The following is a 14300-nucleotide window of genomic DNA, read 5'->3' as shown; positions in this document are numbered from 1 at the left end:
CGTCAGTCCGCGGTGAAGCCCGAGGCCTTGACCACCGGCGCCCATTGCGCGAGGTCGCTGGCCAGCAGCTGGCCGAGTTCGGCGGGGCTGCTGGGGTTGGCCTCCATGCCCAGCTTGAGCAGGCGTTCCTGGATGTCGGGCGTGGCGAGCACCTTGCGCGTCGCGGCATTGAGCCGCTCCACCAGCGCCGCTGGCGTGCCGGCCGGCGCCAGCAGCGCGGTCCACTCCAGCGTGTCGAAGCCGGCGATGCCGAGCTCCTTCAGCGTGGGCACGGTGGGCAACAGCTGCGCGCGCTTGGCGCCGTTCACCGCCAGCACGCGCAGCTTGCCGGCCTGGTGGTGCGGCGCGACGTCGAGGATGGGCAGGATGCCGGCCTGGATCTGGCCGCCCAGCAGGTCCTGCACCAGCGGCGCGGCGCCCTTGTAGGGAATGGCCTGCAGGTCGACCTTGTTGTCCTGGCCGAGCCGGTAGCCGAGGAAGTGCGACACGCTGCCGGCCGCGGGCACGCCGAAGTTGCCGGCCTGCGGGTTCTTGCGCGCCAGGTCCAGCCACTGGGCGATCGAGGTCGCGGGCACGCCGCTGGGCACCGACAGGGCCTCGAAGAAGCTGGTGAGCCGCACCACGGGCGCGAAGTCCTCGGCGGGCTTGTACTTCGCCCCCTTGGTGGTGAGCGGGAGCATCACCATCATGTGGCTGTTGGCGACCAGGATGGTGTTGCCATCGGGCGCCGACGCGCGCACGTATTCGGCCGCGATCTGCCCGCCCGCGCCGGGGCGGTTGTCCACGATGATGGCCGTGCCGAGCTCGTCCTTGAGCTTCTCCGCGACCATGCGCGCGAGCGCATCGGAGGAGCCACCGGCCGTGTAGCCGACGACCAGGCGCAGTGGCGCCTTGGCGGCCTGCGCGTGGCCGATCGCGGGCAGCGCGGCCAGCGCCGTCAGGGCGGAGCAAAGAAGGAACCGGGACAGTTTCATGGGCGGACCTGTGGGGTGGGAAATGGGTCCGCGCAGTATTTGGCAAAGGCCCGCGGCCGAGTAGTATGCCGACCCCGATAAGCTTGATACGCCACACGTATGACGGCCAAACTCGATCGCCTGCAGCTCATCACCACCTTCCTGGCCGTGGCCGAGCGGCGCAGCCTGTCGGCCGCCGCGCGCGCGCTGGGCACCACGCAGCCCACCGTGAGCCGGCGTCTGCGCGACCTGGAACAGCTGCTCAACGCGCGCCTGGCCACGCGCTCCACGCACCGCTTCGACCTCACGGCCGAAGGCGAGGAACTGCAGCGCCGCGCCGTGGCCTGGGCCGACGCCTGGAACGAGTGGGAAGACGCGCTGAAGGTCAGCGCCGGCCTGCCCAAGGGCAAGCTGTCGCTGATCGGACCACACGCCTACGGGCACGCCTTCCTGATGGACGCCGTCCGCCTGTTCCGCGAACGCTACCCGCAGGTGGAGGTGGAGCTGCGGCTCACCGACCGGCCGGTGGACATCGTGGGCCAGGCCTGCGACTGCTGGATCCGCGTCGGCAGCAGCGCCGACCAGTCGCTGCACGTGCGACCCATCGGTCGCATGCGGCGCGTGCTCGTGGCCTCGACGGCCTTCGCGGCGCGGCACCGCGTCCGCACGCCGGAAGACCTGTCGTCCCTGCCCTTCGTGGGACTGATTCCCTACGTGATGGACCGCCTGCCCATGCACACGCAGGACCAGACCGAGCGCCGCACCGTGCCGATCCGCACCCCCTTCACCACCGACGGCCTGCTGGCCAGCTACCGCGCCATGCTCGAGGGCCTGGGCATCGCGGCGAGCGCGCGCTGGCTGTGCGGCCCGGACATCGCCAGCGGCCGGGTCAAGCGCATCTTGCCCAAGTGGGAGCTCGAGCCCATCGCCATCGAGGCGGTGTCCGTCGCCGGCCGCTTCCGGCCCGCCCGCATCAACGCCTTCATCGACGTGTTGTGCGAGGTGATGGCGGGCGTGGAAGGCTTCGATCCGGCCTGAGGCCGGGCGGGCCGCCGGCCTCTCAGCTGCCCATGTCGAGCAGCGCGTCCACGTTCAGCAGCGTGATGCCGCCGTAGCCGGTGCGGATCCAGCCCTGCGCGCGCATCCGGCTCAGCGCCTGGTTGCAGCGCGGCCGCGACAACGAGGCCATGCTGGCCAGCTCTTCCTGCGACAGGCGCAGCTGCGGCGATTCGCTGGGGTTGTGCAGCGGGTGCAGCAGGCCGCACAGGGCGCGCGCCACCTGGGCGTCGGCGTCGAGCAGGCTGTGGTCCGCGTGCTTGCCCATGAACCAGTGCAGGCGCTCGTTGATCTGGCGCAGCAGGAACTCGTTGAACGCGGGCTGCGTGTCGCGCAGCGCCAGGAAGGTGTCCAGCGGCATCAGCGCAACGCGGCTGTCGCGCAGGGCCACCACGTCCGCGTTGCGGGGCTTCTGGCGGATCAGCGTGCCTTCGCCGAACCAGCTGCCGCCGAGCTGCCCGCCCAGCGAGACGCTGCGGCCATCGGCGCTCGACACCGACCATTTGAAGAGCCCGTCGATCACGCCGTACCAGTGGCCGGGCAGATCGCCGCGGCGCCCGAGCGACTCGCCCAGGGGCACCACCACCTCGATCAGGTCGCCGCGCACCCCGGCCTGCACGGCCGGCGGCAGCGCGCGGAACCACGGCGACTGGGCCAGCAGGCCGTCGAGCGTGGGCGAAGGGGCTTTGGAGCGGCGCGAATTCAAGGGAAAACCCTTGGCTGAACTGTCATCGGGTGAACTGTGAGGATACCCGCGGCTGCCCAGAATGGCCCCATGCAAGCAGACCCCCACCCCGACGGCTACGGCCAACTCCTGTGGACCCCTTCGGCCGAACAGGTCGCCGCCAGCCGGCTGGCGCACTACCAGGCCTGGCTGGCCGAGCATCAGGGCGTGCGCACCACCGATTACCACGGGCTCTGGCGCTGGTCGGTGAATCACATCGAGGACTTCTGGGCCTCCATCTGGCGCTACTTCGACGTGGTGGGCGAAGGCCCGCTCACGCCGGTGCTCGGCCAGCGCGAGATGCCGGGCGCGACCTGGTTCCCGAACACCCGCCTGAACTACGCCGAGAACATCTTCCGCCAGGCCAGCACCGAACGCCCCGCCCTGCTCGCGCGCAGCGAGGACGCGCCCTGGCGCGAGGTGTCCTGGGCCGAACTGGAGCGCGACACCGCGGCGCTGGCCGCGCGCCTGCGCGCACTGGGCGTCGGCCCCGGCGACCGCGTGGCCAGCTACATGCCCAACCGCACCGAGACCGTGGTGGCCTTCCTGGCCTGCGCAAGCATCGGCGCCATCTGGTCCAGCTGCGCCCCGGACATGGGTCCCACCGTGGTGCTGGACCGCCTGCGCCAGATCGAACCGACGCTGCTCTTCGCCACCGACAGCTACAGCTACAACGGCAAACGGCACGACCGCGTGCCGCAGGTGGACGAACTGCTCGCCGCCCTGCCCAGCGTGCGCCACGTGGTGCAGGTGCCCGGCCCGCTGCAGGCGCAGCGCGGCGCGCCGGCCTGGCGCGACCGCCTGGCCTGGGCCGACTGCATCGCCACGCCGGCGCCGCCGCGCTACGAACGCCTGCCCTTCGACCACCCGCTGTGGATCGTCTACTCCTCGGGCACCACCGGCCTGCCCAAGGCCATGGTGCACAGCCACGGTGGCATCGTGCTCACCCACCTGAAGACCTGCGCGCTGCAGCACGACCTGCGGCCCGGCGACCGCCTGCTGTTCCTGGGCAGCACCGGCTGGATCGTCTGGAACTTCCAGGTCGGTGCCCTGTTCACCGGCGCGAGCATCGTGCTCTACGACGGCAACCCCAACTGGCCGGACCCGGGCGCGCTGTGGCGCTTCATCGACGAGCGCCAGGTGTCCCTGCTCGGCTGCGGCGCGGCCTACCTCATCGCCGCCAAGAAGGACGGCCTGCGCCCGCGCGACATCGGCCCGCTCAAGCACCTGCGCGCCATCAACGTCACCGGCTCGCCGCTGCCGGTGGACGCGTACCACTGGGCCTACGAGGCAATCAAGCCCGACCTGTGGCTGGCCTCGATCAGCGGCGGCACCGACATCGCCTCGGGCTTCGTGGCCTGCGCGCCCTCGCTGCCGGTGCACGCGGGCGAGATCCAATGCGCCGAACTGGGCGTGGCGGCCCATGCCTTCAACGACGCGGGCCAGCCCGTGGTGGACGAGGTGGGCGAACTGGTGATCACCCAGCCCATGCCCTCGATGCCGGTGCGCTTCTGGAACGACGCGGACGACCGCCGCTACCGCGAGAGCTACTTCGAGACCTTCCCCGGGGTCTGGCGGCACGGCGACTGGATCCGCTTCACGCCGCGCCACACCTCGGTCATCTACGGCCGATCGGACAGCACCATCAACCGCTTCGGCATCCGCATGGGCACGGCCGAGATCTACCGCGTGGTGGAGGAACTGCCCGAGGTGCGCGACAGCCTGGTGGTGGACCTGGAGTACCTGGGTCGCCCGTCCTTCATGCCGCTGTTCGTGGTGCTGCAGCCCGGCCTCACGCTGGACGACGCCCTGCGCCAGCGCATCACGGAACAGATCCGCCGCAAGGCCTCGTCGCGTCACGTGCCCAACGAGGTGGTGCAGGTCGACGACATCCCGCGCACGCTGAGCGGCAAGAAGATGGAGGTGCCGGTGCGCAAGCTGCTGCTGGGCGCCGCGCCCGACAAGGTGGCCAGCCCCGACGCGATGCAGAACCCGGCCAGCCTCGACTTCTTCGTGGCCTACGCCAACCGACTGGAGCACACCCCATGAACCTGGACACCGAACTGGACCGGCTGCGCGAGGCCTACGCGGCGCGCCACCCCGAAAGCCTGGCCCGCTACCAGGCCGCCACCGAGGTCATGCCCGGCGGCAACACCCGCTCGGTGCTGTTCTACGACCCCTTCCCCCTGGCCATCGCACGCGGCGAGGGCGCGCGCCTGTGGGACGCGGACGGCCACGAATACACCGATTTCCTCGGCGAGTTCACCGCCGGCCTGTACGGCCACAGCCACCCCGTGATCCGCGCCGCCATCGATGCCGCGCTGGACGGCGGCATCAACCTCACCGGCCACAACCTGCTCGAAGCCGAACTCGCGCGCCTGGTGACGCAGCGCTTCCCCTCGCTGGAGCGCCTGCGCTTCACCAACTCGGGCACCGAGGCCAACCTGCTGGCCATCACCGCCGCCCGGCACTTCACCGGCCGGCGCCAGGTGATGGTGTTCAAGGGCGCGTACCACGGCGGCGTGCTCACCTTCGCGGCCGGGCCTTCGCCGGTGAACGTGCCCTTCCCCTTCGTGATCGGCACCTACAACGACAGCGCCGGCGCCGCGGCCCTGGTGAAGGAGCACGCGGCCGATCTCGCCGCCATCGTGGTCGAGCCCCTGCAGGGCGCGGGCGGCTGCATCGTCGGCGAGCCCGGCTTCCTGCACGAACTGCGCCGACTGGCCAGCGAGGCCGGCGCCCTGCTCGTCTTCGACGAGGTCATGACCTCGCGCCTGGCGCCCGGCGGCCGGCAGGCCCAGCTGGGCATCCGGCCCGACCTGACCACCCTGGGCAAGTACATCGGCGGCGGCATGTCCTTCGGCGCCTTCGGCGGCCGCGCGGACGTGATGGCGATGTTCGACCCGCGCGCGCCGGGCCACCTGGGCCACGCGGGCACCTTCAACAACAACGTGCTGAGCATGTCGGCCGGCATCGCGGGCCTGAGCCGCGTCTACACGCCCGAGGCGGCCCTGGCCCTCAACGCGCGCGGCGACGCGCTGCGCGAGCGCCTCAACGCCAGCTGCCGGGCGCACGGCCTGGCGCTGCAGTTCACCGGCCTGGGCTCGCTCATGAACCTGCACGGCACAGGCGCCGCGATCCGCTGCGTGGACGACGTCCCCGCCGGCGAGCGTTTCGTCAAGGACCTGTTCTTCTTCCACATGCTCGAACAGGGCTTCTACCTGGCGCGGCGCGGCTTCACCGTGCTGTCGCTGCCGCTCACCGACGCGGACCTGGAGCGCTTCCACGCGGCGGTCGAGGCCTTCCTTCAGCGCTATGGGCCGGTGCTGCCGCGCTGAGCGCGCGCCGGTGCAGGGCCCGGTCCCTGTCGCGCGCGGGGCGGCCGTCGCGCGTGATGCATAGCTTTCTTCAATACCTGGCTGGAGAAATTTGAATGGCGTGGATGGCCCCCTGAGACCATCCGCGTCACGGAACGGTCACGCGGGCTCGAAAGACTCGCGCCATGACCCATCCCGTCCTTCGGGCGCAAGACCTGCGCCGCACCTACGGCACCCGCGCGGCCCTGCGCGGCGTGTCCTTCGACGTCCGCCGCGGTGAGCGCGTGGCCCTGCTCGGCGCCTCGGGCTCCGGCAAGTCCACGCTGATCCGCTGCCTGAGCGGGCTGGAGACCACCGACCCCGGCACCGGCCGCATCGAGGTCTTCGGCCAGGCGCTGCAGGAGGGCGGCCGCAACAGCCCGCGGATCCGCGCCCTGCGCCGGCGCATCGGCGTCATCTTCCAGCAGTTCAACCTGGTGGGCCGCCTGGGCGTGATGAACAACGTGCTCACCGGCCTGGCCGCCGACGCGCCGCTGTGGCGCGGCCTGCTCGGCCGCTACACGCTGGCGCAGCGGGCCCGCGCGCTCGACGCGCTGGACACCATCGGCCTGGCGCCCCAGGCCTTCCAGCGCGCGTCCACGCTGTCCGGCGGCCAGCAGCAGCGCGCCGCCATCGCCCGCGTGCTGGTGCAGGGCGCCGAACTGGTGCTGGCCGACGAACCGGTGGCCTCGCTGGACCCGCAATCCACCCTGCGCGTGATGGAGCAGCTCGCCACCCTCAACCGCGACGCCGGGCTCACGCTGATCGTCAGCCTGCACCAGGTCAGCCTGGCGCGCCGCTACTGCCACCGCGTGCTGGCGCTGCGCGACGGCGAACTGGTCTACGACGGCCCCAGCGCAGCCCTCACCCCCAGCTTCCTGCAGCAGCTGTACGGCACCGCGGCCGACGAGCTGCTGCACGACGGCCCCGGCTTCTCGGCCGCGGCCGCCGAAGCGCCGCCGCTCGCGCTGGCCGCCTGAACCGGTCCCCGCGCGGCCCTTCCGTTTCCCTTCGCCAAAGCCACCACCATGTTCAAACACAAAGCCCTCTTCGCCTTCGCCGCCACCCTGATCGCCAGCAGCGCCACGCTGCACGCGCAGGAGATCAACTTCGGCATCATCGCCACCGACACCGCCTCGACCCAGCGCGAGCGCTGGGAGCCTTTCTTCCGCGACATGGAGAAGAAGACCGGCCTGACGGTCAAATCCTTCTACGCGCCCGACTACGCCGGCGTCATCGAGGCCATGCGCTTCAACAAGGTGCAGGTGGCCTGGTTCGGCAACAAGTCGGCCATGGAGGCGGTGGACCGCGCCAACGGCGAGGTGTTCGCGCAGGTCATGTTCGCCGACGGCAGCTTCGGCTACAAGGCGCTGCTCATCACGCACAAGGACAGCCCGTACCGGTCACTCGACGACGTCTTCAAGCACTCGAAGTCCATCAACTTCGGCATCGGCGACCCGAACTCCACCTCCGGCTTCCTGGTGCCCACCTTCTATGTGTTCGCCCAGAACAAGGTGGACTACCGCACCCGCTTCAAGACCATCCGCAACGCCAGCCACGGCGCCAACATCCAGGCCGTGCTGGCCAAACAGGTGGACGTGGCCACCAACAACACCGAAGAGATCGAAAAGCTGCGCGCCAACAAGCCCGAGCTGCTCGCGCAGCTGCGCGTGATCTGGGAAAGCCCGCTGATCGCCAGCGACCCCTTCGTCTGGCGCAAGGACCTCGACCCGGCCGTCAAGGCCAAGCTGGCGAACTTCGTCGTCAACTACGCCAAGTCCGACGAGCAGGAGAAGGCGATCCTCAAGAACATCTACAACTACGGCGGCTTCCGCGCCTCGACCAACGCGCAGCTGATCCCCACCCGCCAGCTGGAGCTGTACAAGGACCGCAACAAGGTCGAGAACGACGCCGCGCTGGACGCCGGCGCCAAGGCCAAGGCCCTGGCCGAGATCGACGCCAAGCTCGCTCAGCTGCAGCCGTGAGCGCCGCGCACCCCATCAACGCCAGCGCCGCCTCGCTCGCGCAGTTGCGCCAGCGCGCCGCCGCCGAGCGGCCCGGCCCGGGCACCTGGGCCGCCTGGGCGGCGGTGGCGGTGCTGCTCGGCTGGTCGTGGCGGGGCGCCGAGATCCAGCCCTTCGCCCTGGTCGACAACGCCGGCAACATCGCCACCTACGCGCGCGACTTCTTCCCGCCGGACTTCCACGATTGGCGCATCTATGCCCGCGAGATGCTGGTCACCCTGCACATCGCCGTCTGGGGCACGGTGCTGGCGGTGCTGGCCGCCGTGCCGGCCGGCCTGCTCTGCGCTTCGAACATCGCGCCGGCCTGGGTGCACCAGCCCATGCGCCGCCTCATGGACGCCTGCCGCGCGATCAACGAGATGGTGTTCGCCATGCTGTTCATCGTCGCCGTGGGCCTGGGTCCCTTCGCCGGCGTGCTGGCGCTGGCGGTGCACACCACGGGCACGCTGGCCAAGCTGTTCTCGGAGGCGGTGGAGGCCATCGACCCGCGCCCGGTGGAGGGCATCCGCGCCACCGGCGCGCACAAGCTGGTGGAGGTCGTTCACGGCGTGATCCCCCAGGTGCTGCCGCTGTGGATGGGCTTCACGCTCTACCGTTTCGAATCGAACGTGCGCTCGGCCTCGGTGGTCGGCATGGTCGGCGCCGGCGGCATCGGCGTGGTGCTGTACGAGGTGATCCGCAGCTTCCAGTACGCGCAGACCGGCGCGGTGCTGCTGATCCTGGTGGTGACGGTGTCCCTCATCGACCTGGCCTCGGCGCGGCTGCGCCAGCGCTTCATCTGACGCGCTAGAGGAAACGGGCGATCTGCTGCACGTCTTCCTCGAACAGCTGCCCGACCTCCGACATCACGACCCGCCCGTCCCGACCGCGCACGCAGGTGACGGGTATGGCCTTGCCCGGGCGGGGCATCACGCGCTCGATGGCGGGCGTGTAGTGCGCGGTGGGGAAGGTATAGCCCCGCCGCGCCATGTACTGGCGCGCGTCCTCGATGCGCTTGTCGACCGCCAGGCCAAGCATCAAGAGGCCGCGTGGGCGCTGCGCGTCCCACAGCTTCTGGATGAAGGGGTTGGTGGCGCCGCAGAAGGGGCACCAGCTGGCCCACCAGTAGACGAGCACCACCTGCCCTTGCGCCGCCGAGGCCTTGAAGGCGCTGCCATCGAACAGCGGGGCGTCGGGCAGCGCCAGGGCGGTGCCGACGGCCGGTGGCGGCACCTCGTCCGCTGCCTGCGCCAGGGGCGCGCGGGCCAGGGAGGCGGCGCCCAGCGCCTGGAGAAGGGTTCGTCTGTCCATGGCTTCAGTCCTTGCCGCGCGGCGCGCGCTGTGGCCTGGCGGGCGCCTGCGCGCGCAGCGCCTCCCGCAGGCGTTCGATGGAGGCCGCCTTGGCCGCGTCCGGCGGTCCCTGGCGGGTCACGAAGTAGGTGCTCCAGCCCGCGCTGGTCTTGAGCAGCGGCGCCACGCAGAAGTCCCGCTCGGCCAGGTGGCGCGTGGCGTACAGCGGCAGCACGGCCACGCCGAGCCGGGCGCGCACCAGCTCCAGCGCGGTGGAGAGCAGTTGCACCTCGTAGCCGATGGCCAGGCCTTCGTGCGCGGCGAGCTGGTCCTGCAGCAGCAGGTTCCATTGGCCGCCGGTGCGGCCCACCAGCACCAGGTCGGTGTGGTGCAGGTCGCTCCAGCCCAGTCCGCCGGCCCGCTCGGCCTGTTCGTCCAGTGCGCCGCCGCGCGCGCACACCACGGCGATGCGGTCCTCGAACAGCAGCGTGGAGCGCAGCTCGCCCGACAGGCGCAGCGGCGAATCGATGGAGCCGACGGCGACGTCGGCCTCGCCCTGCAGGAGCATGTCGCCCAGCATGCCCACGGGGCGGTCGAAGAGCGCGATCTTCAGCTGCGGGTCACTGGCCTGCAGGCAGGCAATGGCCGGCGGCAGCAGCGCCGCCGACGAGAGCGAACCGGCCGCCACGCGCAGCACGACGCGCTGCGCCGCCCCGCCCAGCCGCAGGTCCTTCAGGGCGCGGTCGATCTCCAGGTCCGCGCGCTGGCCGGCGCGCTGCAGGTGCTCGCCGGCCTCGGTCAGGCTGATGACCCGCCCGCGCTGCACCAGGGGCATGCCGATCTCTTCCTCCAGTTCGCGGATGAGCGAACTCACGGCCGACTGCGTGATGAAGAGCTTCTCGGCCGCGCGCGTGAAGCTGCCGGTCTGGCCGATGAGGGCCAGGGCCTTGAGCTGGCGAAGGGTGGGCATGGCCGATTATGGTGGCCGCGTCCGCCCGCGGCGGGCGCGCCGCCTCAGGCCAGGGCGCGCTCTGCCACGCGGCTGGTCGCCAGCTCGATCAGGCAGGGGCCATCGAGCACCTTCGCGGTATCGGGGTCCGACGCGGGCCAGGGCCGCTCCTCGCCGCTCGCCAGGTCCAGCCAGCGCCGCACCCGAAGGTCCTGCGTGTCCAGCCAGTCGGGCAGCTGCATGAGCGCGGCGCCCCCCAGGGGCAGCACCAGCAGCAGTTGGGACCGGTCCATCCGCGCGGCGCCGACCAGGAACTGCGGGTCGCGCACCCAGCGCGGTGTGTCCATCGCGGGCAGCTCGCTCAGCGCGCCGTGCAGGTTGCGCAGCGCCTGGCCTTCGCGCTTGGGGTTGAAGCGGCGGTCCACCAGGCCGGCGCGCGGGAAGTAGCCGCGGTCGACGTCGCTGAGCGTGTCGAGGAACACGTCGGCCTGCGGGCAGCCGCGGCTGGTGAAGGCCGCGCCGAGCGCGCGCACGCCGTTGGCCTGCGCATCGGTCCGCGCCTGGGCCGGGCTGTCGGACGCCAGCCGCACGTGCACCTGCGCGCGCAGGCCGTGGCGCGCCGCGAAGGCGGCGGCGCCGGTGATGCCTTCGTCGACGTCGGTGTCGGCCGCGACGCGGAACACCAGGCCGTCGAAGCCCTGGCCCCGCGTGGCCTCGAGCAGCGCCTCCGCGGCCGGATCGGCCGGGCCCGCAAAGCCGTGGTCCACCAGCAGCTTGATCTGTTTGCCGTCGCGCGACTGGCCCGAGGCGCTCCAGAAGCGCGAGAGGTGCAGCGGCACACCGACCCGCGCGCGCAGCGCGCCGAGCCGCCCGCCGAGGTCCGGCGCCAGCGGCCATTTCACGATGAGCTCCAGCGCCCGCAGCAGGCCCTGGTGTTGGCGCAGCAGCTCGATCTGCTCGTCCGTGGGCCAGCCAAACAGGAAGACCGTGAAGCGGCTGCCCAGCGCGGCCAGGGCCCGCATGCGCGCGCGCGAGGCCGGGTCGGCCAGGTCGTCCAGCGGCACGCGCAGCGCGCGAATGCCCATCTCCCAGAGCGCGAGGATGGGGTAGTCGTTGCGCGCCTGCTTGCGGCGGAACTCGTCGAGCATGCTGCTGTAGGGGATCTGGTGCAGCTCGCCCCAGTGGTAGCGCAGGTCCAGGCCCAGGCCGGGTTCGCGCCCGGCGGCGGCGGGCGGCAGCTGGGGCCAGTCGCGCTGCACCTGGGGCGCGGCGCCCTCGGGCCGGTCCTGAGTACGGATGAACTGCGGCACCAGCCGGTCCGGGTACACGTCGACCACCAGCACGCCGAGCTTGGACACGTCGTTGCGGCCGTTCTCGTGCTCGCTCGGCTGGCCCACGGCGAACAGCTCCGAGTAGTCGCCGCGCACGAAGGCGGTGGACGGCAGCGAGAAGATCGGCGTGCCCGCGTGCTCGTTGAAGAAGAAGTTGTGCACGTGGCCGGTGAACACGGCCGCCAGCCGGTGCCGCGCCACCAGCGACAGCAGCCAGGAGCGGCCGGGCTCGTCGATGTTGTCGTAGTGGCCGTGCTCGTCGGCACGGGCGATGAAGGGCGGGTAGTGCACGAAGAGCAGCGTGCGCCGACCGGCGTGGGCCTGCAGGTCTTGCTCCAGCCAGCGGGCCTGCCGCGCCTCGGCGTCCAGGCCCGAGTTGATGAGCGAGGTGTTGATCACCACGAAGTGGCAGTCGCCCCGGTCGAAGGCGTAGAAGTGCTCGCCGAAGTGGCGCTGGTAGAGCTCGACGTAGGGCTCGCAGATCTCGCCGGCGGGCACGTAGTCCGCGCGCTTGTCGCCCACGTCGTGGTTGCCGGGCACCAGGTGCAGGGGCGCCTTGAGCCGGCCCACCGCCGCCTTGAAGCGCGCCACCGCGTCGGGGTAGGACACGGCCTCGGGCACGGGGTGGATCATGTCGCCCACGTGCACCGTGAAGTCCGGCGCCAGGGCATTGAGCACCTCGACGGTGTGCGCGAGGCGCGCGTTGGTGAGCCGGTGCGACTCGTAGGGCGAGATCAGGTCTTCGTCGGAGGGGTTGACGTGGCTGTCGGCGATGACCGCGAAACGGAAGAGGCGTTCGGACATGCGGACCTTCTCAGCTGGCGGCCGCGCCCGAGTACTTGACGGCGGCCTGCCACAGCTTCTGCTCGCTGGCCATGGTGGCGGCGTAGTCGCGCGCGTCGCGGTAGGCCACGTCCACGCCCACCGCGCCGAGCTGCTCGGCCACGGCCGGCGTGGCCAGCACGCGCTTCATCGCGCCGCTCCACTGGGACAGCACCGCCGCCGGCGTGCCGCTGGGCATCATGAAGCCCAGGTTGGTGCCGCTGGGGATACCGCGCACGCCGAGCTCGTCCAGCGTCGGCACATCGGGCAGGGAGGCCGAGCGCTTCGAGCCGGTCTGCGCCAGCGGCACGATCTTGCCGGCCTTGATGTGGCTCAGCGTGGGACCGATGGCGTCGATGCCGATGTCCAGCTCGCCGCTGAGCACCGAGGTAATGGCCGCCGGGCTGCCCCGGAAAGGCACGTGCACGATAAAGAGCTTGCGCTGGGCCTTGAGGCTCTCGAAAGCCAGGTGCGCGGTGGTGCCGCTGCCGGGCGAGGCGTAGTTCAGGCGGCCCGGTGTGGCCGCGATGCGGCGCAGCAGCGCGTTCAGGTCGCGCGTGCCCAGGGCGGGCGAGCCGTAGATGACGCTTTGCGCCACGCCGAACTGCGCCACGGGCACCAGTTCCTTGTCGGCGTCGTAGGGCAGCCGGGCGTACAGGTAGGGCGCGATGCCGAGGTTGGCCGAGGTGGACAGCAGCACTGTGTAGCCGTCGGCGGACGCGCGCGCCACCTGGCCGGTGGCGATGGTGGCGGAGGCGCCGGGCTTGTTGATGATGGCCAGTGGCTTGAGGCCCTCGTCGGCCAGGGCGTTGGTGACGACGCGCGTGGCGACGTCCATGGCACCCCCGCCGGGAAAGCCCACCAGCACCTGGATGGCGCGCGCGGGATAGGCCTCCTGGGCCCAGGAGGGCCGCCCGCCCATGAGGGCGGCGGCGCCGATGGCGTGGATCAGTTGTCGTCTTTGCATGGGGCGGTCTCGTTGAAGTCCGGCCCATTGTGGGCAACGAGGCCGCGCGACTGAAGCGCAAATTTCTAATGCGCGGATAAGCAGAACTTCTGCCGCCCGCCGCTCAGGCCCGCCGGCGCAGCACGGCCGCCAGGTCGGGCGTGCGCGGGTCGAGCTGCAGGTTGCGCTCCACGCTGGTGATGTGCTGCTCCATCAGGCGCGAGGCCGCGCGCCCGTCGCGCCGGGCGAGGGCCTCGACGATGTCCACGTGCTCGGCCTGCGAGTGCTCGGCCGAATGCCCGGACTGGTACATCAGCGCGATCAGCTGCGAACGCGACAGCAGGTCCGCGATCATCTCCGCCAGCACCTCGTTGCCCAGCAGGCGCGCCAGCACCACGTGAAAGTCCGCCAGCAGGCGTGTGCGCCCCGGCACGTCCGATCGCACCACGGCCTGGCGCTCTTCTTTCAGGTGCATGCGCAACTCGGCGATCTGCGCGTCGCTGACCTGGGCGGCCAGCTGGCGGACCATGCCGCCTTCGACCAGGCGGCGCACCTGGAACACCTGGCGGGCCTCGTCGATGCTCGGCATGGCCACGAAGGCCCCGCGCGCCGGCTCCAGCGTCACCAGCCGGTCGCGGCTGAGCTGGTTGAGCGCCTGCCGAACGATGGTTCGCGACACCGAGAACACGTCGGCGATCTGCTGCTCGACCAGGCGCGTGCCGGGCATCAGCCGGCGTTCGACGATGGCGCCGGTGATGGACTCCGTGATCTGGTCGGTGGCGCTGGCCTCGGTGCGCGGGGCGCGTTTCGCCTCGGCGGGCCTGGGGTTCGCGGCGGGCTTCTTGGCCATGGGTTCGGTCCCTTGAACTG

At 71.4% G+C, this 14300-nt stretch carries 13 protein-coding genes; 6 read left to right on the top strand and 7 right to left on the bottom strand.

Features of this window, described 5'->3' with window-relative positions; genetic code table 11:
* Positions 1–2: 2 nt before the first annotated feature.
* Complete coding sequence (locus tag BGO22_RS19815) at positions 3–974, bottom strand: Bug family tripartite tricarboxylate transporter substrate binding protein (RefSeq protein ID WP_070398820.1); 972 nt, start codon at positions 972–974, stop codon at positions 3–5.
* A gap of 99 nt (positions 975–1073) precedes the next feature.
* Here BGO22_RS19815 and BGO22_RS19810 point away from each other — a divergent pair, with 99 nt between their 5' ends.
* Positions 1074–1991 (top strand): LysR family transcriptional regulator, encoded by a 918-nt coding sequence (locus BGO22_RS19810; RefSeq protein ID WP_070398821.1) that lies wholly within the window; start codon positions 1074–1076, stop codon positions 1989–1991.
* A 22-nt stretch (positions 1992–2013) separates the two neighbouring features.
* Here BGO22_RS19810 and BGO22_RS19805 read toward each other — a convergent pair whose 3' ends face one another.
* Positions 2014–2715 carry a Crp/Fnr family transcriptional regulator gene (locus BGO22_RS19805; RefSeq protein ID WP_070398822.1) on the bottom strand — a complete coding sequence of 234 codons (702 nt, stop codon included), beginning with the start codon at positions 2713–2715 and terminating at the stop codon, positions 2014–2016.
* Between the two features lie 69 nt (positions 2716–2784).
* On the opposite strand from BGO22_RS19805, the gene BGO22_RS19800 reads away from it, so the two are divergent.
* The 5 genes from BGO22_RS19800 to phnE all read left to right on the top strand — a co-directional run bounded on the left by BGO22_RS19800 (position 2785) and on the right by phnE (position 8895).
* Entirely contained in the window at positions 2785–4782 is a 1998-nt protein-coding gene (locus BGO22_RS19800; protein ID WP_070398823.1) for an acetoacetate--CoA ligase, read from the top strand.
* Positions 4779–6071 carry an aspartate aminotransferase family protein gene (locus tag BGO22_RS19795; protein ID WP_070398824.1) on the top strand — a complete coding sequence of 431 codons (1293 nt, stop codon included), beginning with the start codon at positions 4779–4781 and terminating at the stop codon, positions 6069–6071. The genes BGO22_RS19800 and BGO22_RS19795 overlap by 4 nt, the downstream gene beginning before the upstream one ends.
* A gap of 164 nt (positions 6072–6235) precedes the next feature.
* Positions 6236–7069, top strand: a complete 834-nt coding sequence (gene phnC, locus BGO22_RS19790; RefSeq protein ID WP_070398825.1) for a phosphonate ABC transporter ATP-binding protein — start codon at positions 6236–6238, stop codon at positions 7067–7069.
* A gap of 48 nt (positions 7070–7117) precedes the next feature.
* Positions 7118–8074, top strand: a complete 957-nt coding sequence (gene phnD / locus BGO22_RS19785) for a phosphonate ABC transporter substrate-binding protein (RefSeq protein WP_070398826.1) — start codon at positions 7118–7120, stop codon at positions 8072–8074.
* A 14-nt stretch (positions 8075–8088) separates the two neighbouring features.
* A complete protein-coding gene (gene phnE, locus BGO22_RS19780) occupies positions 8089–8895 on the top strand; it encodes a phosphonate ABC transporter, permease protein PhnE (protein ID WP_454556682.1) in 807 nt (268 codons plus the stop codon).
* Between the two features lie 4 nt (positions 8896–8899).
* Here phnE and BGO22_RS19775 read toward each other — a convergent pair whose 3' ends face one another.
* The 5 genes from BGO22_RS19775 to BGO22_RS19755 all read right to left on the bottom strand — a co-directional run bounded on the left by BGO22_RS19775 (position 8900) and on the right by BGO22_RS19755 (position 14280).
* Positions 8900–9403, bottom strand: a complete 504-nt coding sequence (locus BGO22_RS19775; RefSeq protein ID WP_070398827.1) for a TlpA family protein disulfide reductase — start codon at positions 9401–9403, stop codon at positions 8900–8902.
* Between the two features lie 4 nt (positions 9404–9407).
* On the bottom strand, positions 9408–10352 hold the full coding sequence (locus BGO22_RS19770) for a LysR family transcriptional regulator (RefSeq protein WP_070398828.1): 945 nt from the start codon (positions 10350–10352) through the stop codon (positions 9408–9410).
* A gap of 44 nt (positions 10353–10396) precedes the next feature.
* Positions 10397–12466 carry a metallophosphoesterase gene (locus BGO22_RS19765; RefSeq protein WP_070398829.1) on the bottom strand — a complete coding sequence of 690 codons (2070 nt, stop codon included), beginning with the start codon at positions 12464–12466 and terminating at the stop codon, positions 10397–10399.
* Positions 12467–12476: 10 nt separating this feature from the next.
* Complete coding sequence (locus BGO22_RS19760) at positions 12477–13451, bottom strand: Bug family tripartite tricarboxylate transporter substrate binding protein (RefSeq protein WP_070398830.1); 975 nt, start codon at positions 13449–13451, stop codon at positions 12477–12479.
* Between the two features lie 103 nt (positions 13452–13554).
* Positions 13555–14280 carry a GntR family transcriptional regulator gene (locus BGO22_RS19755; RefSeq protein ID WP_070398831.1) on the bottom strand — a complete coding sequence of 242 codons (726 nt, stop codon included), beginning with the start codon at positions 14278–14280 and terminating at the stop codon, positions 13555–13557.
* Between the last annotated feature and the right edge of the window lie 20 nt (positions 14281–14300).

The sequence above is a fragment of the Hydrogenophaga sp. 70-12 genome, from assembly GCF_001897365.1.
Lineage (GTDB): Bacteria > Pseudomonadota > Gammaproteobacteria > Burkholderiales > Burkholderiaceae_C > Hydrogenophaga > Hydrogenophaga borbori.
The sequence above is the reverse complement of the archived record's forward strand: the minus strand, read 5'-3'. Positions and strand labels throughout refer to the sequence as shown.